The organism is Streptomyces sp. CC228A (genome assembly GCF_021390935.1).
Classification (GTDB): domain Bacteria; phylum Actinomycetota; class Actinomycetes; order Streptomycetales; family Streptomycetaceae; genus Streptomyces.
This window is the reverse complement of sequence record NZ_JAJPUI010000003.1, coordinates 18,624-40,685: the sequence shown is the minus strand read 5'-3', so window position 1 is coordinate 40,685 and position 22,062 is coordinate 18,624. Positions and strand designations below refer to the sequence as shown.

General features: G+C 75.2%; 16 protein-coding genes and 3 pseudogenes. 7 read left to right on the top strand and 12 right to left on the bottom strand.

Going from position 1 to position 22,062, the window contains the following annotated elements; all coding sequences use genetic code 11:
• Positions 1-20: 20 nt before the first annotated feature.
• From L6E17_RS10160 to L6E17_RS10150, 3 genes and pseudogenes are all read right to left on the bottom strand, one after another.
• Positions 21-1,088, bottom strand: a complete 1,068-nt coding sequence (locus L6E17_RS10160) for a PDR/VanB family oxidoreductase (RefSeq protein WP_236240865.1) — start codon at positions 1,086-1,088, stop codon at positions 21-23.
• A complete protein-coding gene (locus L6E17_RS10155; RefSeq protein ID WP_236240463.1) occupies positions 1,085-1,987 on the bottom strand; it encodes a metal-dependent hydrolase in 903 nt (300 codons plus the stop codon). Before L6E17_RS10155 ends, L6E17_RS10160 begins: the two co-directional genes overlap by 4 nt.
• 91 nt (positions 1,988-2,078) lie before the next feature.
• A pseudogene (locus tag L6E17_RS10150) lies at positions 2,079-4,066 on the bottom strand (hypothetical protein).
• A gap of 122 nt (positions 4,067-4,188) precedes the next feature.
• Here L6E17_RS10150 and L6E17_RS10145 point away from each other — a divergent pair.
• Entirely contained in the window at positions 4,189-4,623 is a 435-nt protein-coding gene (locus tag L6E17_RS10145) for a hypothetical protein (protein WP_374109045.1), read from the top strand.
• A 79-nt stretch (positions 4,624-4,702) separates the two neighbouring features.
• Here the strand turns inward: L6E17_RS10145 and L6E17_RS10140 are convergent, their stop codons facing one another.
• Positions 4,703-6,163, bottom strand: a complete 1,461-nt coding sequence (locus tag L6E17_RS10140; protein ID WP_236240461.1) for a DUF1996 domain-containing protein — start codon at positions 6,161-6,163, stop codon at positions 4,703-4,705.
• Positions 6,164-6,521: 358 nt separating this feature from the next.
• Positions 6,522-7,514, bottom strand: coding sequence for an NAD-dependent epimerase/dehydratase family protein (locus L6E17_RS10135; RefSeq protein WP_236240460.1), 993 nt, complete (start codon positions 7,512-7,514; stop codon positions 6,522-6,524).
• A 212-nt stretch (positions 7,515-7,726) separates the two neighbouring features.
• On the opposite strand from L6E17_RS10135, the gene L6E17_RS10130 reads away from it, so the two are divergent.
• Entirely contained in the window at positions 7,727-8,362 is a 636-nt protein-coding gene (locus tag L6E17_RS10130; RefSeq protein WP_236240459.1) for a hypothetical protein, read from the top strand.
• Between the two features lie 43 nt (positions 8,363-8,405).
• A pseudogene (locus L6E17_RS31410) lies at positions 8,406-9,838 on the top strand (PepSY-associated TM helix domain-containing protein).
• Between the two features lie 85 nt (positions 9,839-9,923).
• Here L6E17_RS31410 and glnII read toward each other — a convergent pair.
• The 3 genes and pseudogenes from glnII to L6E17_RS10105 form a co-directional block, all read right to left on the bottom strand.
• On the bottom strand, positions 9,924-10,955 hold the full coding sequence (gene glnII, locus L6E17_RS10115; protein ID WP_236240457.1) for a glutamine synthetase: 1,032 nt from the start codon (positions 10,953-10,955) through the stop codon (positions 9,924-9,926).
• A gap of 91 nt (positions 10,956-11,046) precedes the next feature.
• Positions 11,047-12,249 carry a hypothetical protein gene (locus L6E17_RS10110; protein ID WP_236240456.1) on the bottom strand — a complete coding sequence of 401 codons (1,203 nt, stop codon included), beginning with the start codon at positions 12,247-12,249 and terminating at the stop codon, positions 11,047-11,049.
• Positions 12,246-13,654, bottom strand: a pseudogene (locus L6E17_RS10105) (hypothetical protein). Before L6E17_RS10105 ends, L6E17_RS10110 begins: the two are co-directional and overlap by 4 nt.
• 202 nt (positions 13,655-13,856) lie before the next feature.
• On the opposite strand from L6E17_RS10105, the gene L6E17_RS10100 reads away from it, so the two are divergent.
• Positions 13,857-14,780, top strand: a complete 924-nt coding sequence (locus L6E17_RS10100) for a Gfo/Idh/MocA family protein (protein ID WP_236240455.1) — start codon at positions 13,857-13,859, stop codon at positions 14,778-14,780.
• Between the two features lie 117 nt (positions 14,781-14,897).
• Here the strand turns inward: L6E17_RS10100 and L6E17_RS10095 are convergent, their stop codons facing one another.
• The 3 genes from L6E17_RS10095 to L6E17_RS10085 form a co-directional block, all read right to left on the bottom strand.
• On the bottom strand, positions 14,898-15,524 hold the full coding sequence (locus tag L6E17_RS10095; RefSeq protein WP_236240454.1) for a septal ring lytic transglycosylase RlpA family protein: 627 nt from the start codon (positions 15,522-15,524) through the stop codon (positions 14,898-14,900).
• 106 nt (positions 15,525-15,630) lie between these two features.
• Entirely contained in the window at positions 15,631-16,197 is a 567-nt protein-coding gene (locus tag L6E17_RS10090; protein WP_236240453.1) for a hypothetical protein, read from the bottom strand.
• A 139-nt stretch (positions 16,198-16,336) separates the two neighbouring features.
• Complete coding sequence (locus L6E17_RS10085) at positions 16,337-16,699, bottom strand: arsenate reductase family protein (protein ID WP_236240452.1); 363 nt, start codon at positions 16,697-16,699, stop codon at positions 16,337-16,339.
• Positions 16,700-16,855: 156 nt separating this feature from the next.
• Here L6E17_RS10085 and L6E17_RS10080 point away from each other — a divergent pair, with 156 nt between their 5' ends.
• The 3 genes from L6E17_RS10080 (at position 16,856) to L6E17_RS10070 (ending at position 19,683) form a co-directional block, all read left to right on the top strand.
• The gene (locus L6E17_RS10080; RefSeq protein ID WP_236240451.1) at positions 16,856-17,131 is read left to right on the top strand and encodes a hypothetical protein; all 276 of its coding nucleotides are present in this window, start codon (positions 16,856-16,858) and stop codon (positions 17,129-17,131) included.
• Between the two features lie 675 nt (positions 17,132-17,806).
• Complete coding sequence (locus L6E17_RS10075; RefSeq protein WP_236240450.1) at positions 17,807-19,078, top strand: glycosyltransferase; 1,272 nt, start codon at positions 17,807-17,809, stop codon at positions 19,076-19,078.
• Between the two features lie 152 nt (positions 19,079-19,230).
• Positions 19,231-19,683, top strand: a complete 453-nt coding sequence (locus L6E17_RS10070) for a hypothetical protein (RefSeq protein ID WP_236240449.1) — start codon at positions 19,231-19,233, stop codon at positions 19,681-19,683.
• Positions 19,684-20,073: 390 nt separating this feature from the next.
• Here L6E17_RS10070 and L6E17_RS10065 read toward each other — a convergent pair whose 3' ends face one another.
• Positions 20,074-21,774, bottom strand: a complete 1,701-nt coding sequence (locus tag L6E17_RS10065) for a hypothetical protein (RefSeq protein ID WP_236240448.1) — start codon at positions 21,772-21,774, stop codon at positions 20,074-20,076.
• Positions 21,775-22,062: the final 288 nt, after the last annotated feature.

Genomic DNA, 22,062 nt, shown 5'->3' with positions numbered 1-22,062 from the left:
CGCCGGTGCGCGGGCGCCGCCTACAGGTCCAGCACCAGCCGGTCGCCCCGGCAGCGGGACACGCAGATCAACATCGAGTCGTGCCGCTCGTCGTCGGTGAGCAGCTCGTCCCGGTGGTCGATCTCGCCCTCCAGCACCCGCTGCTGGCACGTGCCGCAGAAGCCCTGTTCGCACGAGTACGACACATGGGGCACCTCGGCGCGCACCGCCGCCAGCACCGACTGCCCGGCCGCCACGTCCACGGTGGCGCCGGTGCGGCGCAGCTCCACCCGGAACGCACCGCCCTCCTGCGCGGCCGCCGTGAACCGCTCCAGGCGGGGTGCGCGGCCCAGAGCCCGGGTCACCGCCTCCATCAGCCCGTCGGGCCCGCAGCAGTACACCTCCGCGGTGTCCGGCAGGTCCGCGAGGAAGGACAGGTCGGGGCGCCCGTCGGTGTCCTCCGCGACGACCGCCGTGCGGCTGCCGTGCGGACCGCCGGCGCCGAGCTCCTCCAGCTCGTCGACGAACGGCATGGACGCCCGGTCGCGCCCGCAGTACAGCAGCCGCCAGTCGGCGCCCGCCGCGTGGACGGCCCGCACCATCGGCAGGACGGGAGTGATGCCGATGCCGCCGGCGACGAACACGTACGTCTCCGCGTCCACCAGCGGGAACCGGTTGCGCGGCCCCCGGATCTCCACCTCCGTGCCTTCGTGGAGCTGGTCGCGCACCTCCAGGGACCCGCCGCGCCCGTCCGCCAGCACCCGGGCGGCGACGGTGTACGCGTCGGTGTCGGCCGGGTCGCCGCACAGCGAGTACTGCCGTACGAGCCCGGAGGGCAGCACCAGGTCGAGGTGGGCGCCCGGCGACCAGGGCGGCAGCCCGACGCCCTCCAGCCGGAGCCGGACGACGCCCGCGGCGGGCTCGGTCCGCTCGGTGACCAGCACGCGGCGCGGGGTGGTGGAGGAGCGCCGGCCGCGCCCCGACACGGGTTCCTCCAGGGCGGGCAGGGGCCACAGGGGCGCCTGCCGGATGCGGCGGCGCAGGGCCCGCCGGGCGAGGACGGCGGCTGCGGCGGCGAGCAGGAGGGTGCGGGTTCCGGGCATGCTCAGGCACCTCCGCGTGCGCCGGGGGACGAGGCGAGGTAGGCGACCGCCTGGGCGGTGCAGCCTTCCTGCGACGGGTGGTAGGAGCGGCTCAGGTAGCGGGGGATGGACCGCAGCATGGCCGGGGTGGACGGCAGGACGCCCTCCCTGCCCTTGCGGACGAACCGGGTGAACGTCGGCTTGTCGCCGAGCAGGGTGGGGTCGTTCTCCATGAAGAACCGCACCCCGCGCTGCCACAGGAACACCAGCGCGGTGAAGGCCGCCGCCCAGGTCCGCACCCGCCGCCGGTAGCCGCCGTCGAGGTGCACGAACAGGTCGAACGCCACCGACCTGTGCTCGACCTCCTCGGCGCCGTGCCAGCGCAGCAGGTCCAGCATCACCGGGTCGGCGCCCCTGCGGTCCAGCTCCTCGGCGTTGAGCACCCAGTCGCCGAGGAACGCGGTGTAGTGCTCGATGGCGGCGATCAGCGCGACCCGCTCCATGAGCCACCACTGCCGCGGCCGCCCGGGCGGCAGCGTCCGGTCGCCGAGCAGCTTCTCGAAGAACCAGTCGACCTGCGCCGTGTACGGGGTCGGGTCGAGGCCCAGCTCCCTCAGCCGCGGCAGGACGTCGTCGTGGGCCTGGGAGTGCACGGCCTCCTGCCCGATGAACCCGATGACGTCCGCACGCAGCCGGTCGTCCCGGATGTACGGCAGCACCTGCCGGTACACGTGGATGAACCAGCGCTCGCCCGCGGGGAGCAGCAGGTGCAGGACGTTGATGGTGTGGGTGGTGAACGGGTCGCCGGGGACCCAGTGGAGAGGGGTCTGCTTCCAGTCGAAGGAGACCTTCCTCGCCTTCAGTTCGATCCGCTCTGGGGGTGCCTGCTCTGCGGGAGGCAACGCAACCGGCCGCGTATTAGACATGGCGTCAATGTACTGACGGGTACGCCCGGGGGACAGAGCCGTGCACGGGAAAAGTCGCGGGGACCCGACCGGGCCGGGCCCCCGCCAGGGATCACCGCAGCGCGCTGATCTCCGTGCCGTCCTCCAGCTTCCCGTCCAGCTCCACCTTGGCGCCCTTGTCCGCCTCGACCGCGAGCAGCCGACCCCGCTCACGGGCGTCGACCCCGCCCGACACCGTCACGGACGCCACGTCGGGACTGCCGGCCGCCAGGACGTACCACTGGTCGCCGGGGCCCTTCCACAGCACGCCCGCCAGCACCTGCGGCACCCGCGCCCCGCACGCCGGGGAGTCCTCCGCCTTCGCCGCGACCGCACCAGGCGTCGCCGGCGCCCCCGGCGTCACGGCGGTGACCGGCGCCTGGAACTGGGCCAGCGCCCTGCTGCCCGTGCCCCGCCAGGTCTCCGCGCGGGTGCACAGCCACGACGCCGTGCCCGTGCCCTCACCCGGCAGGTCCTGCTCGGCGAACCGCCACGAGTTCACCGACCGCACCCCCGTCGCCCGCATCGACGGCAGCAGGCACGCCGTGCGCGCCCACTCGGCCCGCGCCGTCTGCCCGGACACGTCGACCGGCGCCGACGGCGCACCCGACGTCAGCCGGACCGGCACCAGCTCACCCAGGTCCGTCAGCACCCGGGTCGCGATCCCGTCCCGCACCTCCAGCACGTCCCAGGACGTGCAGCTGCTGGCCGCCGCGGGGCTCTGCATCGAGGACGTCACCCCGTGCCCGTCCCGCTCCAGCGGCCGGGCCTCCCCGCCTGCCTGCAGCAGGTCCCGCACCCGCACGTCCCGCACCCACGGGGCCGTCAGATAGCGCACGTTCGCATGCGTGCGGCTCACCACCAGCGCCGCGGACGACGCCGTGTCGGCCCCGTCGGTCCGCGCGAAGTCCAGGGCCGCCACGTCCGTGCCGTCCTTCGGCTCCGCGTACCGCACCGCCCGCAGTCCGTCGTGGAACAGCACCACCCGGGCGCCGTCCACGTCGCCCGCGAACAGCAGCTGCGGCGGGCCCGCCGGCGGCCCCGGCATCGTGCCGGGCGTCGCCGACGCCTGCACCTTCGCCCCCGGCCGCGCCCACACCGCGAGCGCCCGCCGCAGCAGCTCCTCGTCCCGGACCAGGTCGCCCCGCGCCGCCACACGGAGAAGTCCGTGCGGGACGACCGCTGCCACGCCGCCGGGGAGACCCGCAGCACCTTGCCCGGGTCCAGCGCCGCCTCCGCCGCCGCGTTCCGCGCGTACGGCGGCGCCGCCGCGCCGTCCCGGCCCCAGCCGTCACCCGGCAGGGCCAGCAGCACCCCGCACACCACCGCCGCCGCGCCCGCGGCGAGCGCCGCCCGCGTGTGCTGGCGCCGCCGCATCAGGTCCGTCGGCCGGGCCTGCAAGGAGCAGGGGTCGAACTCCGGCGACTCCAGCAGCGCCGCCCCGCCCGCCGCGTCCTTCCCGTCCACGCCGTCCGCCTCGGCGAGCGCCGCCGCCGGGTCCGCCACGCCCGCCGCGGCGAGCACCCGCCGCACCTCCGCGTCCCCCTGCCGTTCGAGGCCGCGCAGCACGTACGCGGCCCGGCCGGCCGCCGACACGGACGACAGCCGCTGGTCCAGGGCCAGTTCGTCGGCGCCCCCGGAGCGCGGGAACAACCGCAGGCCCCACACCTGCGGCAGCAGCGGCGGGAGCTGGGCCCGCTTCGGCCACGCCGTCCGCCGCAGCGGCGCGGCACCGTCGAGTGCCTGCCGCAGCACCCGGAGCCGTACGTAGGCGTAGCCCGGGTCGACGGCGTCCTCGGGGCGGCGCCGCTGCACCGGCATCGCCGCGTCCTCGCCGGCGAGGCGCCGCCGGGGCAGCGACCGCTGCACCAGCGCGTGCGCGGTCAGCACCCGGCGGTTGCGGCCGAGGGACGGCGGCAGCACCAGGTAGGCGATGCGGACCAGCCGTGGATAGTGCTCGACGAGCGCGGCCTCGGCCTGCTCGACGTCGACGGGGGCGGCGGCGGAGCCGGAGCGGGACTCGGGGGCTCTCTGGGCGTGCTGCGCTTCCTGGGTGCTCACGTTCAGCAGAACGAGCGATCATGGTGATGGTCACCTCGAGGCCCTCTCGTCGTTTGCGCCGCGGATCTCCCCGTTCGGGCCCGCACAGCCGTCCCGGACGGCACTATGGCCTCATGCGTACCATGCGAACCTCCCGTATCCCGAAGGACGTTGCGCTCGCCCTGGCCGCGGCGGCGCTGGGAGCGGCGGCCCTGGCGGGCTGCACGGGGGAGGACGGCCACGGGTCCGGGCACGGGGACGGCGGCGACCCCCCGCCCGTGGCCGAGGGCACCCTTGAGGAGCTGGCGGAGCGCGCCGAGTGCGAGCCCCGCGTCCAGACGGACGCGGACGAGCTCCGGCAGGCCAACTGCACCACCGCGTACGGCACGTACGTGCTGGCGACCTTCGCCACCGACCGCGGCCAGCGCGAGTGGATCAACAGCGCCAAGGACTACGGGGGTTCCTACCTCGTGGGGCGCAAGTGGGTGGCGGTCGCGGAGCCTGCGGTGATCACGGAACTGCGCGGCCGGCTCGGCGGTGAGGTCGAGGCCGGGGAGCAGCACTCGGGTCACCACTAGAGCCGACCGCGCAGGTGGGGGGAGCGGGTGGGGGGATCTCGGGGGACGGGGGCCCCGGGGGCGCGGGCCCCCGGGGAGGTCAGGCGCAGCGCCGACCGGAGTTGATGCAGTCGACCATCCGGGCCATCAGGCGGCTGTCGAAGACGTTGATGAAGTCCCCGTGGTCGGTGATCGGCTTGTGCAGCTGCTCGGGGAACGAGTCCACCGCGAAGTTCGCCTGCGGCGGCACGTCGTAGACGACCCGCTGGACGAGCTGCGGGATGGCGCGGAAGCCGCGCGGGCAGCGCCCCGACCCGTCGGCGAAGGCCACGTGGGTGCGGTGGTTGGCGCTGTCGACGTTGCGGCCGTCCCAGCAGCTCTGGAACTTGAAGGTGCGCACCACCTTGCTGCCCTGCGGGCAGAGCGGGTACTTGTCCTTCAACTGCACCCGGTTCTCGAAGCCGGTGCAGCTCCACGAGGCGTTGGCGTTCGCGTCGCCGTTGGTGAACGCCTTGGCGTCACCCGTGATGATGCGCAGGAAGCGCGGCATGGCCGTCACCCGCGACACCGGGCTGCCGACGAAGTCCAGCGTCACCTGCGACGGGGTCTGGATCTGTCCGACGTTCTGGTCCTTGCCGCCGCCGTCCTCGTTGGCGTCCTCCTCGTTCTGGCCGTTCTGCACGCGGAGCACCGGCCAGTAGTACGTGGAGCGGTCCCCTTGGTTCCGGCAGGTCGTACGGCCCCGGGCCAGTGTGCGGTTGTCGGCGAACGCGTCGTTCGCCTGGTTGCCCACGTAGTCGTGCATGTGGTGGGCGCCGTTGCTGACGCCGGGCGCCACGATGACGTTGTCGGAGTTGAACTTCCGGTTCTCGTTGCGGCCGCAGTCCGTGGTGAAGCTGCCCCGGGAGGCGCCGCGCTGCTGGCGCGGCACGCGGACGTTGGGCGCGACCGTGCGGATGTCGACGAAGTCCGACGCGACCGGCCCGTTGCCGGCCTGGCCCTGGCCCTGCCCCTGCCCTTGGCCGCCTTGCCCCTGGCCGCCGTCCTGCCCTTGGCCGCCGCCCTGGTCCTGGCCCCCGGCGGCGGTGCGCAGGGTGCAGGACGCCAGCGACTCCATCCCGTCAGGGCGCTGCCCGAAGCGTTCGATCGCGGTGGCGATCCGCTTGATGCCCGCCAGCCGCTCGTCCTTCAGGGGGGTGAGGATGACGTTGTCCGCGAACGCCGGGTCCTGCCGCATCTGCTGCTGCGACTGGGCCAGGCGCTGGTACGCGTCGGTGATCCGGTTGTCGATTCTGGCGAGCTCCAGGTCCACCTCTCCCCGCGCCTGGTCGGGGATCGACTCGGGCAGCCCGTTCGCCACCTCGGGGCAGTCGATGGTCGACAGGTTCACCGACGTGGCCGCCTTCGTCTGGGGCTGCTGCTCCCGGGACCATCCTGACCACCCCTCTCCCGCGGAGGCGTAGACATTGGCCGCGAGCAGTCCGCCCCCGCCCAGTACCAGGGCGGCGGACGCCGCGATGGCGCGGTTGGCCAGCGTGGAGCGTTTTCGTGAACGGCGCATGGAACTCCAATCCCTGCGGGGGAACAGCTCCTCTCCATACGGATGCGACGCGTGGGGCGTTCAGCGTCCCCCGGAACGGGCGGGACCGGCCCGAGCCGCGGCGCGAACCCCCGCGGCAGGTGCACGGCCCCGTGACCGCGCCCGGCAGGGACGCGGCCGCGGGGCCCCGGCCGGTGCGTACCCGGAGCACCCCGCCGGCCCGACCCGGTGCCGTCCCGGCGGCGTCCCGCGGGGCCCGTTGCGGCGCCGTACCCGGCACCACCCCGCAGGGCTCGACCCGGCCGTGCCCGGCGACATTCCGCGGGACCCGGTGCTTCGGCACCGCCCGGCACCGCGCGGCTCGGCCGTACCCGGCGGGTCAGGCCGCCAGCAGCTTCGCCTCCACGTCCGGGCTCAGCCCCACCGTGCCGCGGTCGGCGCGCAGCGGCGGCCGGCCGCCGACCGCCCGCAGCCACGCCCAGGTGTCCTCCACCGTCTCGGCGACCGGGCGGCAGCGCAGGCCCGCCGCGACCGCCTTCGACACGTCCGCGCCGTGCATGGCGTCGTGCAGCTCGCCCGGCGGCAGCCAGACCGGCAGGTCCGTCCACGGCTCGACCCCGGCGTCGAGGATCCGCTGCGGCTCCGTCCAGCGCAGCTCCGCGTCCGACCCCGTGGCCCGCACGCAGCTGTCGAGCAGCCCGCCCATGGTGGTGTGGCCCGGCGGGCTCACGACGTTGTACGGCCCGGACAGCCCCGCCTCCGCGGCGTCGAGCGCCCACGCGGCCAGGTCCCGCACGTCGACGTACTGGAGCGGCAGGTCGCGCGGGCCCGGCGCGAGGACCGGGCCGCCGCGCGCCACGCGGTTCAGCCACCACGGCAGCCGCCCGATGTTCTCCCACGGGCCCAGCACCAGGCCCGCCCTGACCAGCAGCGTGCGGGCCTCGCCGAACGCCCCGAGCGCCGCGAGTTCGCCGCCGCGCTTCGCCTGCGCGTACGGCACGTCGTCCCAGTCGTCCTCCGACGCCTCCACCAGCGGCCCGTCCTCGGCCAGCCCGGCCGCCACCGGCCACGCGTACACCGAGCGGCTCGACACGTACACGTACCGCCCCGCCCGCCCGGCGAGCAGCCGGGCCGCGTCCCGCACCGCCGACGGCGCCGACGACCACGTGTCGACGACCACGTCCCACGAGCCGCCGCGCAGCGCCTCCAGCCCCGCCGCGCCCTCCGTCCGGTCGCCGTGCAGCGCCGCCACGCCCTCCGGCGGCGCATGGACGCCCCGGTGGAACACCGTCACATCGGCCTCGCGGGCCAGCGCCTCCCCCACGACGGCGCGGCCCACGAACTCCGTACCACCCAGAACGAGAAGTCTCATACCGCCGACTCTGCCCCCTCGCGCGCCGGTCGCGCACCCATGCCGCACACGGCCCGCGTCCGCTCTCAGAGGAACGCCCCGCGGCCGCCTCCCGGCGCGGCAGCTGCACGGGGCCCGGCCTCCCCGGGGTACGTGCAGCGAAAAGGCCGGACGTGCGGTGAGACGCAGGCGCCTGCCGTCCGTATGCAGGGGAGTGGCATCATGTTCTGGCCATGACCAGGTCCCGTTCCCCCCTGCGCGCGCTGCGCGCCGCGCTCTTTGCCGCGGTGTGCGTCGTGCTGTCAGGGACCGGTCACGCCGCGCAGTCCGACCACCACGTGCCCGTCTCCGCGCTGCTGCTCGCCTTCGTCCTGATCCTCCCGCTCGCCTGGGCGGCCGGCCGCCGCCGCCGGGGCGCGTGCCCCCTCGCCGGAGGACTGCTCGCCCTGCAGGCGGTGCTGCACGCCGTCTTCGCGGCCGCGCAGCTCCACCCGCCGGCCCGCACCGCCGGCGCCCACGCGCACGGGGCGGCGCACCACGTCCCCGCGGGCCCCGCCCCCGGTCTGGCCGAAGCGCTGCTGCCCACCCCCGGCATGCTCGGCGCCCACCTGCTCGCCGCCGTCGTCTGCGGCGTGTGGCTGGCCCGCGGCGAAGCCGCGCTGTTCCGCCTCGCCCGCACCGTCTTCACCCCGCTGCGGCCGCCGCTCACCGCCGTACGCCTCCCGGCCGCGCCGCGCCCGCCGCTGCCCCGCCGCCGCCCCGCCGACCAGCCGCTGCGCGGGGCCGTCCTCGCCCGTGCCGCCACCCGACGCGGTCCACCCGTCCTCGCCGCACCCCGCGCCAGCACACCCCCCGGAGCGCACGTCTGATCCGGGGGCTCCCCACCCTGCGATCACGCATCGAGGACTCACCATGCTCACCGAGCACACACCGGCGGCGGATAACACCGCCGCACCCGCCACCGCCGCACCCGCCACGACCGGCGCCCCCGCACGCCCCGGCACCTGGAGCGCGCTGCGCCCCCTGGTGCTCCGCATGCACTTCTACGCCGGCATCCTCATCGCCCCCTTCCTGCTCGTCGCTGCCGCCAGCGGCCTGCTGTACGCCCTGTCCTTCCAGGCCGAGAAGATCGTCTACCGGCACGAACTGGAGGTGCCCGTCGGGGACCGCGCCGTACCGCTGTCCCAGCAGGTGGACGCCGCACGCCGCGCCCACCCCGACAACACGGTGACCGCCGTGTGGCCCGCCCACGAGGAGGGCACCACCACCCGCGTGCTCATGAGCGGGCCCGACGTCGAGGAAGGCCGCTCCCTCGCCGTCTTCGTCGACCCGTACACCGCGCAGATACGCGGCGCCCTGCCCAGCTACGGCAGCTCCGGCGCGCTGCCGCTGCGCACCTGGCTGTCGGAGCTACACCGCGACCTGCACCTGGGCGAGCCCGGCCGGGTCTACAGCGAACTGGCCGCCAGCTGGATGGGGGTCGTGGCGCTCGGCGGCCTCGCCCTGTGGCTCGGCCGCAGGCGCGCCTCCAAGCGGGCCCTCTTCCTGCCGGAGGGCGGCCCGCGCTCCCGGCGCCGCACCCTGTCCTGGCACGGCACCGTCGGCCTGTGGGCGACCGCCGGCCTGCTCGGCCTCTCCGCCACCGGCCTGACCTGGTCCACGTACGCGGGCGAGAACATCGGCGCCCTGCGCGAGCAGCTCGGCGGCGCCACCCCGCCGTCTCCGCCGCCCTGGACCGCGTGGCGACGGCGGGCGGCGGCCACGAGGACCACGACGGCCACGGCTCCGGCCACGCCGAGGCCCCCGGCGCACCCGCACAGGACATCGGCATCGACCGCGCCGTCCGGGCGGCCGCCGAGGCGGGCGTCAGCGGCGAGATCGCCGTCGCCATGCCCACCGACGTCACCGGGTACACCGTCAAGGAGACCGACCGGCAGTACCCGGTCAACCTGGACGCGGTCGCCCTCGACCCGGCGGACGGCACCGTCCTCGACACCGTGCGGTACGCGGACTACCCGCTGCTCGCCAAGCTGACCAGCATCGGCATCGCCTTGCACATGGGCACCTACCTGGGCCTCGCCAACCAGCTCGCCCTGGCCCTGCTCGGTCTCGCGCTGATCCTGCTCGTGCTGTGGGGCTACCGCATGTGGTGGCTGCGCCGCCCCGGCAAGCCGGTCCCGGCCGGGGCCTGGCGGAAGGTGCCGGTCACCATGCTGCTGCCGCTGGCGGCGCTGGTCGCCCTGACGGGCTGGTTCGTGCCGCTCCTCGGGCTGAGCCTGCTGGCGTTCCTCGCGATCGACGGCACCCGCTCGCTGCTGGCGCGCCGCCGGACCCGCACCGCGTAGCACCCGCGCCACGACGAGGGGCGCCCCCGCCGGAAAGACTCCGGCGGGGGCGCCCCTCGCGTCGCGGGCCGTGCCCGCGCGCGGATCAGACCTGGCCGGCCTTCTCCAGCGCCTCGCAGCAGGTGTCCACCAGCAGGCGGGTCACCACGTACGGGTCGACGTTCGCGTTCGGGCGGCGGTCCTCGATGTAGCCCTTGCCGTCCTTCTCCACCTGCCACGGGATGCGGACCGACGCGCCGCGGTCCGACACGCCGTAGCTGTACTGGTCCCACGGCGCGGTCTCGTGCAGACCGGTCAGGCGCTCGTCGACGCCCGCACCGTAGTTCTTCACGTGGTCCAGCGGCTTGGAGCCCTCACCGAGCGACTCGCACGCGGTGATGATCGCGGCATAGCCCTCGCGCATCGCCTTCGTGGAGAAGTTCGTGTGCGCGCCCGCGCCGTTCCAGTCGCCCTTCACCGGCTTCGGGTGCAGGGTCGCCGAGACCTCGTAGTCCTCGGCGGTGCGGTACAGCAGCCAGCGGGCGATCCACAGCTGGTCCGCCACCGTGACCGGGTCGAGCGGGCCCACCTGGAACTCCCACTGGCCCGGCATGACCTCGGCGTTGATGCCGGAGATGCCCAGGCCCGCCGCGAGGCAGTTGTCCAGGTGCGCCTCCACGATGTCCCGGCCGTGGATCTCGTCCGCGCCGACACCGCAGTAGTAGCCGCCCTGCGGCGCCGGGAAGCCGCCGTCGGGGAAGCCGAGCGGGCGGTGGCCCTTGAAGAACGTGTACTCCTGCTCGATGCCGAAGATCGGCTCCTGCGCGGCGTACTTCTCCGCGACCTCCACCAGCTGCGCCCGCGTGTTGGTGGAGTGCGGCGTCATGTCCGTGTTCAGCACCTCGCACAGCACGAGGAGGTGCTCGCCGCCGCGGATCGGGTCCGGGCAGGAGAACACCGGCTTCAGCACGCAGTCGGAGGAGTGCCCCTCGGCCTGGTTCGTGCTGGACCCGTCGAAGCCCCAGATCGGCAGCTCGGCGACGTCGGAGACGGGGGCCGCCAGTATCCTCGTCTTCGAACGGAGCTTGGCGGTCGGCTCGGTGCCGTCGATCCAGATGTACTCAGCCTTGATGCTCACGGGCCTCATCCTTTGCGGGTGCAGCGGTATGCCGCGCAGCCTCGCAACAGGGGATTACCCGACCGTTGCCCGTGTGTGAACCCCGTGTTACTCAGCCTTCCCGCGCTCCCCGCTCCCCGTGTGCGGTGCCGCGCGTCCGCTGCGCGACGGCGTGCGCGTTCAGCAGCGGCCCGAACCCGGCCCGCTCGATCCGCGCCACCACCTCCCGGTAGTCCGTGCCGAGCGCCTCCGCCGTCCGCCCGATGTGCCAGTCGCAGTCCGCGAGCCGCCGCAGCAGGTAGCCCCGCCGCACCTGGCCCTCGGACAGCCGGAACGTCTTCAGATACGCCGTCCGGCCCTTGTGGTCGGTGATCAGCTCGCCGATGTGCTGCCCGGGGCGGCTCCGGTCGAACGGCGGCAGGAAGCGGTGCAGCGCGAAGGACCCGAGCCGCTGCACCCGCTCGAAGGCGTACGGGGTCTCCAGCAGGTCGCCGGCCATGAGCGCGCCGTGGTCCGCCTGCCACGCCCGCTCCTGCTCCCGCGCCGCCCGGCGCAGGTCGGACAGCGTGCGGACCGTGCCCCGCGCGTCGTCGATGCGCGCGGTGAAGTCCGGCACGGGCGCGCCGTAGCGGGCGTACTGGTGCACCAGCTCCCCGAACAGGTCCAGGACCAGCGACGGGTGCAGCGCCCGGTAGTCGTCCGGGTGGGGCACCGCGAAGGCCGAGGCCAGGGCGTCCGCCGCGTACACCATCACCCCGCACTGCCCCGGGTGGATCTCGAACACCCGCAGCGCCTCCGCGAGGCCCCGCACCTGCCGGCCGGCGTACGCGTCCTCCGCACGCGGCGACAACCCTCGGCGTACCGCCTGCCGGGACCACTCGTCCCACACCGTGGACGGGCCGCCGAAGTGCAGCGCCAGATACCCCTCCAGGGCGAGGTGCAGCGGCAGGAAGCGTAGCCGCCGCGACGGCCCGTCCGCCCCCCGCTCCCGCTTCGCGAGCCGGTGGTGGTGGCGGACCGGCATGCACTCGGGCGCCTGCGCGCCGAGCCGCGTGCCGTACGCGGCGCCCCGGCCGCCCCCGTCGCCCGACCAGTCGGCGACGAAGCCGTGCGGGACGTACGACGCGTAGGTGTGCCGCTCGTCGAGGCGGACGACGCCGTGCGCGGGGCCGTCCGGGTCCCCGGGGTCCCCGTACAGCCGCCGGTGCAGCCGCAGGCCCTCCACCGGCCGGTCACGCAGCAGCGGCACCAGCCGGATGCCGCCCCACGCCTGCGCGGGGCCCGCCGTCAGGCCGGCGAGGTCGATTCTCGTCACACGTCCCCCAGGAAGAGAGCCACCCGCCGGTCCAGGTACGCCTTCAGCTCCGCGGCACCCGTGCGGCCCTCCGCGAACCGCGCGATCTCCACCAGCGACGCCAGGTCCTCCGCGTCCCGGATCCCGGCCGTCGGCACTCCTGGGGCCAGTCGGCGCACGTCGAAGCCGTCCGCGTCGTACACGGGGTTCAGGTGGACCACGCCGGTGCGGCGGCCGGGGTCCAGCCGCGTGCGCCACACCCGCAGCACCTCGCCGGCCAGGCCCGGCGGCGCGTTGTCCCAGCCGTCGGAGACGATCACCAGCCGGTCCGGGCCCGTCTCCAGCGCGTCCAGCACGCGCGCGCCGAGCGGCGTCGGACCCCAGGGCCGCACGAGCAGTGCGTCGGCGGCGCCCGAGGTCCACCGCGGGGCGTACGCCCCGGGCGCGGCCAGCGCCTCCAGCAGGAAGTGGCAGCCCAGGGCCACGGCCAGCGGGCGGCGCCGCTTCTCGCCCGAGCCGGAGGACGAGAAGCTGTCGTCCAGCACCGCCGCCACCCGCCCCCACGTCCCGGCGTGCGCCCCGCGGCGCGCCGCGCTGCGGACCGCAGCGCACTGGTCAACTCGCCCCGCCGCGCCGCCCGCTCCCCGTACGGCAGGGACAGCACGTACAGCGCGAGCCTGGTCAGCGGCATGGCCGACAGGTCGGTGCGCCCGGCCGCGGCACGCAGCCGCTCCAGGTGCGTCATCCGGGGGGCGATGCGCCCCAGGAACACCTCCCGAGGCACCTTGTGGCGGGCGGTGAAGCCCTCCGCGACCGTGAACGGCAGCTCGTACAGCGCCGCCTGGTCGTACCGCGCCCGGCGGTGCGCGTCGAGCAGCGCGTGCTCGTAGCGGGCCCGGCGGCGCGGCGCGAAGAGGAAGTCGCCCACCTCGGCCGCGGGCGGCGGCAGATGGGCGTGGCGCGCGGTCTCCTTCAGCCCCGCCCGGTACTTGACGGCGTCGTGCCCCAGGTCGGGGCGCGCGGCCAGCCAGTCCCGCATGATGGCCCGCGTCCGGCGGTTGTTGACCTTCGCGGCGCGCAGCGCGCGGAACAGCCGGTAGACGCGCTGCGGCGGCAGCGCCGCCAGCCGGGCCGCGATCAGCCGCCCCTCCAGCCGCTTGTGCGCGGCGTCGGCGTCGTGCGGGTGGCGCAGCAGGCCCTCCACCACGAGGGCGGCGTTGTGGTCGTTGAGGTCGAGGGCGAGCGACGCGGCGTACAGGGGGCGGTAGTTGACCCGGACGTACGCGTGGAGGAAGCCGAGGGACAGCTGCTGCGCGCCGGCGGCGGACCGGAACTCGCGCTGGCCGGTCGCCGTCATGGCGGCGTTGACGAAGAGCAGCACGTCCTCGGCCGCCACGAGGTCGGCGGGCGTCTCGGCCCCCGTCATGGTCCCCCCCGGATCCCTGGTGCGTCGACGAGCGGTGCCGGCCGGGGAATGGGGGCGCGAACAGCGAAAGCGTTGCTTTACAGAGCAGGTCCCGGAAGTCGCGCCGGAGTCCCGCGGCCGGCCACGGCAACCTAGCACCGCCGCAGGCACCGGCCCGACCCCTTTTTCGAACAGAGGCGGGGAGCAGGGCACACTGGCGGGCATGTCCCACGCGCTCACCCGCACGCCCCGTATCGGCCTCCTCGGCACCGGCCCCTGGGCCGCCCGCACCCACGCACCGGCACTGGCCGCGCACCCCGGCGCGGAGTTCAGCGGGGTGTGGGGCAGGCGCCCCGAGGCGGCGGCCGAACTGGCGGGCGCGTACGGCACGCGCGCCTACGACGACGTGGACGCGCTCTTCGCGGCGAGCGACGCCGTGGCGTGCGCCCTGCCGCCGGACGTGCAGGCGCCGCTGGCGGCGCGGGCCGCGGCGGCGGGCTGCCACCTGCTGCTCGACAAACCGGTCGCGACGACCCCGGCCGCCGCGCGGGACGTGGCCCTGGCGGCGGAGAAGGCGGGCGTCGCGTCGGTGGTCTTCTGCACCCTGCGGTTCGCGCAGGCCACGGCGCGGTGGGTGGACGAGCAGGCGGCCGCGGGCGGCTGGTACCTGGCGCGGGCCCACTGGCTGGGCGCCCTCTTCTCACCCGGCGCCACCAGCGCGTACGCCGCGTCCCCGTGGCGGCGGGAGAAGGGTGCGCTGTGGGACGTGGGTCCGCACGTGCTGTCGGTGCTGCTGCCGGTGCTGGGCGACGTGACGGAGCTGCGCGCGGCGGCGGGCCCCGACGACACCCGGCACCTGCTGCTGCGGCACGCCTCCGGCGCGGACAGCACGGCGACGCTGAGCCTGAGCGCCCCGGTGGCGGCGGCGGACGCGGGCGTCACCCTCCACGGCGCCGCGGGCCGGGCGGTGATGCCGTACTGGCAGGACGCGGCCGGCGCGTTCGGCGCGGCGGTGGACGCGCTGCTGGAGTCGGTGAGGACGGGGGTGCCGCACGCGTGCGACGCCCGGTTCGGGCAGCGCCTCACGGAACTCCTGGCGGAGGCGGAGGCCCAGATCCCGGCGGGGCCGCCCGCCCGGCGGGGCTGAGCGGAGGAATTCGCGCCGGGGGCCGGGCGAGCGCACGGGGCACCGGCCCGCGCCGGGGGCCGGGCGAGCGGGCCTGGACGCCGGGCCCCGGTCCGGGACCCGGCCGCCCCCGGCGGGCTAGCCGACCCGCTCGATGCGCGCCTGCCGGATCAGGAACTTGCCCGGCTCGCGGACCTGTTCGAACGCGGCGTTGTTGAGCAGCACGCAGCTACCGGACGCCGACGTGACCTCCACGGTGGTCGACTTGCCGTTGTCGAGGTTGGTGACCTTCAGGCGCGTACCGGCCGGGAACTGGTTGCTGGACGCGGCCGGCGCGCCGCCCTCCCCGGAGAGCGTGACGGTCGACCCGGCGCACACGACCTCACCCGCGCCGCCGCCTCCACCGCCGGCCGGGGGCGCGGCCTGCTCCGGGGGCGCGGCCTGCTCGGGCGGCGCGCCCTGCGCCGGGGGCTGCCCGCCCTGGGCGCCGCCGCCGACCTCGCATCCGCTCGCGGCCTGCTTCCGCTTGATCTCCTCGATGACCGCCAGCCGGTTGGCGATCCGCGCCTCCGACTGCGCGTCGGGGTTGGCCCGCTGACCGGCGATGAACTGCTCGTTGTTGGCCAGTGCGGTGGCCAGGCCGTCGCAGGCCACGGACGCCTGGCTGGTCCCGGTCGTCACCACCGCGGCACCTCCGGCCAGCACGGCGGTGCCGGCGAGCAGGGCGAGCTTCTTGCCGCGGCTGAGGGTCTTCCTGCGTGACACGTGGGGCTCCTGTCCCCGGCCGGCGCACGGGGGAACGCGGCGGCCGGATCGGTTTCGCTGTGCCCCTACGTACGGGTAACGACCCGGCCCCGACTCAGTCCCCCGCTCAGATCAGCCGCTCCCGCAGCTCCTCCCACGCGGCCAGCTCGGCCCGCAGCTCCGGGTCGCTCACGTGCCCGAGCAGTGGCGCGGCGGCGTTCACCAGCGTCTTCGTGTGCCGCGACACGAGGATGGCCTCGAAGTTCTCGGTACGCAGCTCGGTGTCGTCACGCGTCGGCACCGTCTCGCGGGTGGCGGGCAGCGCGGCGAGGCAGCCGCGGACCGCCTCGTCCGGGTCGACGAGGCCCCGCAGCCCGCCGTCGAGCAGCCGCCGGCACAGGAGCGCGAGCCGCACGGCGCTCTTGTGCGCGCTGAACGCCCCGCAGCGCGCGCTCTCCCGGGTCAGCCACACCAGCAGCCCCGCCCACGCGGCCCGGTCGGCGGGCCCGCCGCCCTCCCGCTCCACGAGCGAGCCGCAGCGCGCCTCCAGCGCCTCCCACACGGCAGCGGCCCGGGCGTCCCCCGCATAGGCGGCGGGCTCGCGCCGTGCGAGCAGCGCCGTACGCGCCGCCTCGCCGGCGGGCAGCAGCTCCGCCAGGACCGCCCCGCCCCGCGCCTCACCCTCACCGGTCATGATCGCCGTTCCCTCGGTTTCCTGGTGCCTGTCGTCCTGCGCCGTGCTCCCACCGCGGTCCGCCCATCCGCCGCGCCAACCTGCCCTGAGGGCGGGCGGCGCGCCTCGACGGCACACCCTCACCCGTGCGGGCCCCGCGCTATCCGCGGGACAGGGCGTCCCGCACGGCCTCCTCCGAGCGGGCCACGACCGCCGTGCCGTCGTCGGCGGTGATGATCGGCCGCTGGATCAGCCGCGGGTGCGCGGCGAGTGCCTCGATCCAGCGGTCGCGCGCCGCCTCGTCACGCGGCCAGTCCCGCATGCCGAGCTGCCCGGCCGCGGCCTCCTGGGTGCGGGTGATGTCCCACGGCTCCAGGCCGAGCCGGGCGAGCACGTCGCGGATCTCGTCGGCGGACGGCACGTCCTCCAGGTAGCGCCGCACCGTGTACTGCGCGCCTTCCTCGTCGAGCAGCGTGAGCGCGCCGCGGCACTTGGAGCATGCGGGGTTGATCCAGATCTGCATGCCGCACACGGTACCGCCCGCCATGCGCCCCCGACCCCGCCCGGCACGCCCAAATACCGCCTGACCAGGGCCGATTGTCAGTGCCCGCCGGTAGAATGGAGGCAGTCAGCGAGGGTCCGGGGGAGGACTCCCGCGCCGCGCTTCTGGAGGTCGCCGATGGCTGTCGCCACCGTCACGCCCCTGCCCGCCGACGTCTGCAAGCCCCTGCGGAAGAAGCCGCTCCCGGCCGGCCGGCCGCGGGAGTGGTACGTGCGCCACAACCGCCGTCTGAAGGCCATGCGCCTGGCCATAGCCCTGCTCGACTCGGGTGTGTACGTCCCGTCGAGGGCCGACGACGCGACGATACGGAACGCCGCCCACCGCATCGGCGTGCACCCGCCGTCGGAGGCGACGTGCCGCATGGTCAGGTCCCTGATCCGCTCGGGCCGCTGACCGGCCGCACCACCCGCGCGCCGTGCCCGCCGCCGTACGCACCACCTCGGCGGCGGGCACCCGCACGCCCCGCCCACGGCCCACGGCCGCCCCCTGACGGCCCTCCGCCCCCGTCCCGGCACTCGCGCTTGTACCCGCCCTGGCGCCTGCGCTGGTACCCGCCCCGGCTCCCACGCCCACCCCGGCTCTCGCACCAGCCCCGGCTCTCGCACCAGCCCCGGCTCCCGCCTCCGCCTCGGCTCCCGCGCCTGCCCCTCGGCTCCCGCCTCCGCCCCTCGGCTCTGGCCTCCGCCCCGGCTCCCGCACCAGCTTCGGCGCCGGGGCCCGCGCCTGCCCCTGGGCCGGTCCGGCACCTGCCCCGCCGCCCGAGCGCCGCACCGTCGACCGGATGCCGCCCCGGCCCGATCCGCCCGCCCGTACGAGCCCACCCCGGGCGACAGTCGCCCCCGGGACACATCCGGGACGCCCCCCAACCCCCACCCGTGGCGCACCCCCGAACGCTCACCCGGGACGCACTCCACCCTCACCCGTGGCGTACCCCACCCTCAGGACACACCCCACCCTCACCCGGGACGCACCCCCACCCTCACCCTGGGCGCACCGCGCCCCCGCGGGTGGCCACCCGTACGGTGGACCCGCGCCTGACGCCGGCCGAGGCCGGGAAGACTGGGCTGCATGCGCATCCTGATGGTCACGGCGGGTTCGACCGGCGACGTCCTGCCCTACACCGGGCTCGGTGTCCGGCTGAGTGAGGCCGGCCACGAGGTGGTGCTGGCCACCCACGAGCGGTTCGCCGCCACCGTCAGCGACCGCGGCCTGGGCTTCCGCTCCCTGCCGGTCGACCCCTTCACCGAGCTGTCCTCGGCGGGAGGGCGGCGGCTGGTCCGGGCGAGCTCCGGTCCGCTGGCCATGGCGCAGCTGATGAGCATGGGACGGTCGTTCATGCCGGAGCTGGGCCGGGGTGTGCTCGCGGCCGTCGAGCGCGGCGCGGACGTGCTGCTGCTGTCGACCACCGCCGCCCGGCTGGGCCACCTGGTGGCCCGCGCCCTGGACGTGCCGAGCATGGGCGTGTTCCTCCAACCCTGGTCGCCCACAGCGGAGTTCGCCCCCGCCGTGCTGGGCGCCCGTTCGCTGGGCCGCTGGGGCAACCGTGCCGCGGGGCGGGCGGCGCTCGCGCTGATCGACCGCATGTACGCCGAGAGCGTCCGCGACCTGCGGGCCCTCCTCGGCCTGCCGAGGAGGGCGGACAGCAGCTCCCTGCGCCGCGAGACCGAGGGCTGGCCGGTCGGCTACGCGTACAGCCCGGCGGTCCTGCCGCGCCCCGCGGACTGGCGGCCCGAGGCCCAAGTGGTCGGCTACCTGTGGCCGTCCCGCCCTCGCGACTGGCGGCCGCCGGCCGAGCTCACCGACTTCCTCGCGGCGGGCCCGCCGCCCGTGTACGTCGGCTTCGGCAGCGCGGTGGCCCCCGACCCGGAGGCCCTGAGCCGACTCGCGGTGCGGGCCCTGCGCTCCGCGGGCCTTCGCGGCGTCCTCCAGTCCGGCTGGAGCGGCCTCCAGGCGGACGGCGACGACATCCTCACCATCGGCGAGGTCCCGCACGACTGGCTGTTCCCCCGCATGGCGGCGCTCGTCCACGCCTGCGGCGCCGGCACGACCGCGGCGGGGCTGCGCGCCGGCGTGCCGTGCGTCCCGGTCCCCGTCCAACTGGACCAGCCCTTCTGGGCCCACCGCCTCACCGCCCTGGGCGTCGCCCCCGGCCCCATCCCCTTCCGCCACCTCACCCCCCACCGCCTGGCCGCCGCCCTCCGCCACACCACCCGCACCCCCGCCTACCGCGCCCGGGCCCGCGCCCTCGCCCACCGCCTGTCCACGGAGGACGCCACCCCCCGCATCCTGTCCGTGATCGACGACCTGACCACCCGCGCCGGCCGCCCAACCCGTCACTGAGGAAAGGCGGGCCACCGACACCCCGGTCCCGCGGGCGGCGGCAGTCGCCTTCGTGGACACCTGCTGAGCGGTGCGGCGATCCGAGCCGGCGGGGAAGCCGGTCGGTCCTCCGGACTCGCACCCGCCGACCGCAGTCCTGGCATCATGCCGAGGTGGCTCACGACATCGTGTTCTTCCTCGCAGCCGGCGACGCCGCTGCCGCCGCCACGCGCCTGCGTGGACCTGGTCAGGGCTACGACTCTGTGACCTGCCGCTTCATTGAGCCGGACACGGCGATCGCCGAGTGGGACATGTACTTCGAGGAGCCCTCGGCCGAGGCACCGCCGCTTGAGCGGCTCCTTCGGTGGCCGGGGCCGGCGTGGGTCACCGCCCCGTCGAACGACGGCACCGAGGTCTTCGCCCTGCCGCCACGCCTGACGCGCGCGTTGGCACACGCCGCTCCCGCCGACCTGGAAGCACTCGCGGACCGCTGGGCCGCGAGGCTCAGGAGCACCGACGGGGACGAGATGACCGACGACGACCTGCTCGCGGTCCTCCAGGGAGTCGCCGGGCTCGCGAAGTCCGCGGTGAGCACCGGTGGCGGCCTCTACAGCTGGAGCTGGTGACCGCCCCACGGCACCTCTGCGGGCCCTCGGATCGCCTGCACGGCGCCAAACGAGCCCGGTCCCTGCCGCGTCGTCGGACGCGGCAGGGACCGGGCCCGTTCCGGACGGACCATCGGTCAAGCCATGGCCCAGCCCGCTTTTTTAGAGGTCGAAGTACCGTAGGGAACGGCTTCTGACGTGCATCAACGCCCTTTCCCAGAGGTGCTCGGTGCACAACCGGTGCCCCTGGCGAACAACCAGCGACTGTTCCTGGCCGGACCCTCCATCCTGGATGCACGGCTGACTTTGGACACCTGGGACGAGGTGCCGGAGGAGGCACATCACATGGTCTGCATATGGGGGAGCGGAGGGGACGGCGCTTCGTCCTGGCGGCGCCCGGCGCCGAGCCGGTCACCGAACCATCGGACTCGGCTGGTGACCCGCTGAGTCGGCCACGGAACAGTCGAGGATCCGCCCGTCCACCGTGCCGATCAGCAGCCGCCCCGCCTCGGTACGTGTGAGTGACAGCGGCACGACGGGTTGGCCGCCTACCACCAGTTGCTGCCGCCACCGCACGGCCCCGTCCGAGGTGCGCAGGGCCACCAGCTCGCCGGAGTTGAAGGCGACGTAAACCGTGTCGTCGTCCCCGTCCAGGGCGGTGGCCGGGAAGTCGGCGGTGAACGTCCAGCGCGCAGCTCCGTCCCCGAGACTCCGCCGTACGACGAAGGCGTTGCCGGGCAACAGGCCGGCACCGTCATGCACGGCCCCCGCGTGCACCAGGTCGCGGTTCTCCGCATGGCCGATCTCGATGCCGGGCCCGCCGAAGAGGTGCCTGGCGCGCTTGGCGTCCCAGTCGAGGGGGAACAGCTGTCGCACCGAGGGCTCACCGTCCGGGCAGGCCGGATCGACGGCGACCACCCACTTGTCCCGCCATGGCTCGCGCTCCTTGCCCTGGAGGAAGAGCAGTTGCCTGCTGTGGCGGATCGGAAAAGCGTGGTTGAAGAGGTCGAATCCCCCCAGCGGCACCCGCACCTCGGGGCCTTCGCCTGCAGGGCTGATCAGGGCGGTCGGCTCCGGGTGGCGGTCCCAGGCCGTGGAGCGGAGCGCCAGCCAGCCGTCGTCGCGCGAGGTGAGTGCGACGGAAGTGTCGACACGGAGGGAGTCGAGCACCTTCCCGTCCTCGAGGGAGACCCGGGCGACGAGCGGTGGCTCGGTCACCCGTTCCCGGCCCACCCAGCGCACTCGCCGCCGTTCCACATTGACCCAGGCGTCGCGCTGACCGGCCCGGATCGCGAATTGCCGCCCGCCCTCCTCGTCCGGGACGCGCCACTCCAGACGCCCGTCGGGCAGCCATGCCTCGGCCAGCACACCGTCCGAGCAGGCCAGTACCCGCCCGTCCCGCAGCCCCTGTACGTCCCAAACCTGTCGGCGCGGCTCCCACCACGGGTTTCCGGCCAACCCTGCAAGCGACTCTGTGCCCCGATCGGCCGCCGCCTCCATCCTGGGCCGCTCGCACTCGACCCACTGTCCGCTCAGCTCTTCCTGCCGTACCGAGCCGGGCGCGACATCGCTCCAGTCGGACCGCTCGACGACCGCGGCGAATCCATGGGTGTGCGCCTCGTCGTAGTCGCAGTCGTCGGGCGGAGCCACCACGACGCGCAGAGTCCGCTTGCTCTCCCAACCGACGTGCAGCACCTCGCGTGCCCCATGTATGACCGAGGTCGAGCGTTCCGACTCCAGATCGAGGATCAGCAGCTCACCCTCGAAGAAGTAGCCCCCGTCATACGCCCCGGTCCCCACAGCCACGACCGGCAGCGTCGGATGGAAGGCAAAGGAATGTACGGGCCACCGGGATTCCAGGACCCACCGGCACCGCAGATCCCCCGTGTCATAGATTCCCACCCGGTACGGCCGCCACCGGTCCTTGGCGGTCCCGCACCCGGACCATTGCAGATACCCCAGGTTGCCACCCACAGCGACGAGGCCGCGCTCCTCGTCGACAGCCACGGCCGAGGGCGTGCCGATCTCGGCGAAGGGGCGGTCCCCGAGTATGCGACGGATGGTGAGCGAACCGGACATATGGATGGAGCCCCCCAGGTAGTGGAGGATCATCCTCGCATCAGCCCCACCTGGCGAGCCTGCGAGTGTGCCCGACCAGCAGCGGCCCGAACGATGAGGAACCGCCCTGCGGGAGCCGTCACCAGCCGAGCGCCGGCATCCCGCAGGGCCGCCACCGTCTCGGGGGGCGGTCCCGTTCGGGGCGATGACGAGACTTCCGGGCCGGGCCCCGGCAAGGGCCACCGGTGCGCGCCTGGCGTGGACGGCGTGGGACTCCGCCAGTCATCACCGGAAGGCCCAGGTCGGCGCCCTGGTGCAGTCAAAGCCGCAGGTCGTCGGCCT

Excerpts from the sequence above, each read along its gene's own strand:
- L6E17_RS10155 (WP_236240463.1), bottom strand. The coding sequence starts at position 1,987 with ATGTCTAATACGCGGCCGGTTGCGTTGCCTCCCGCAGAGCAGGCACCC.
- L6E17_RS10145 (WP_374109045.1), top strand. The coding sequence starts at position 4,189 with ATGCGAACCTCCCGTATCCCGAAGGACGTTGCGCTCGCCCTGGCCGCG.
- L6E17_RS10140 (WP_236240461.1), bottom strand. The coding sequence starts at position 6,163 with ATGCGCCGTTCACGAAAACGCTCCACGCTGGCCAACCGCGCCATCGCG.
- L6E17_RS10135 (WP_236240460.1), bottom strand. The coding sequence starts at position 7,514 with ATGAGACTTCTCGTTCTGGGTGGTACGGAGTTCGTGGGCCGCGCCGTC.
- L6E17_RS10130 (WP_236240459.1), top strand. The coding sequence starts at position 7,727 with ATGACCAGGTCCCGTTCCCCCCTGCGCGCGCTGCGCGCCGCGCTCTTT.
- L6E17_RS10100 (WP_236240455.1), top strand. The coding sequence starts at position 13,857 with ATGTCCCACGCGCTCACCCGCACGCCCCGTATCGGCCTCCTCGGCACC.
- L6E17_RS10090 (WP_236240453.1), bottom strand. The coding sequence starts at position 16,197 with ATGACCGGTGAGGGTGAGGCGCGGGGCGGGGCGGTCCTGGCGGAGCTG.
- L6E17_RS10085 (WP_236240452.1), bottom strand. The coding sequence starts at position 16,699 with ATGCAGATCTGGATCAACCCCGCATGCTCCAAGTGCCGCGGCGCGCTC.
- L6E17_RS10080 (WP_236240451.1), top strand. The coding sequence starts at position 16,856 with ATGGCTGTCGCCACCGTCACGCCCCTGCCCGCCGACGTCTGCAAGCCC.
- L6E17_RS10075 (WP_236240450.1), top strand. The coding sequence starts at position 17,807 with ATGCGCATCCTGATGGTCACGGCGGGTTCGACCGGCGACGTCCTGCCC.
- L6E17_RS10065 (WP_236240448.1), bottom strand. The coding sequence starts at position 21,774 with ATGATCCTCCACTACCTGGGGGGCTCCATCCATATGTCCGGTTCGCTC.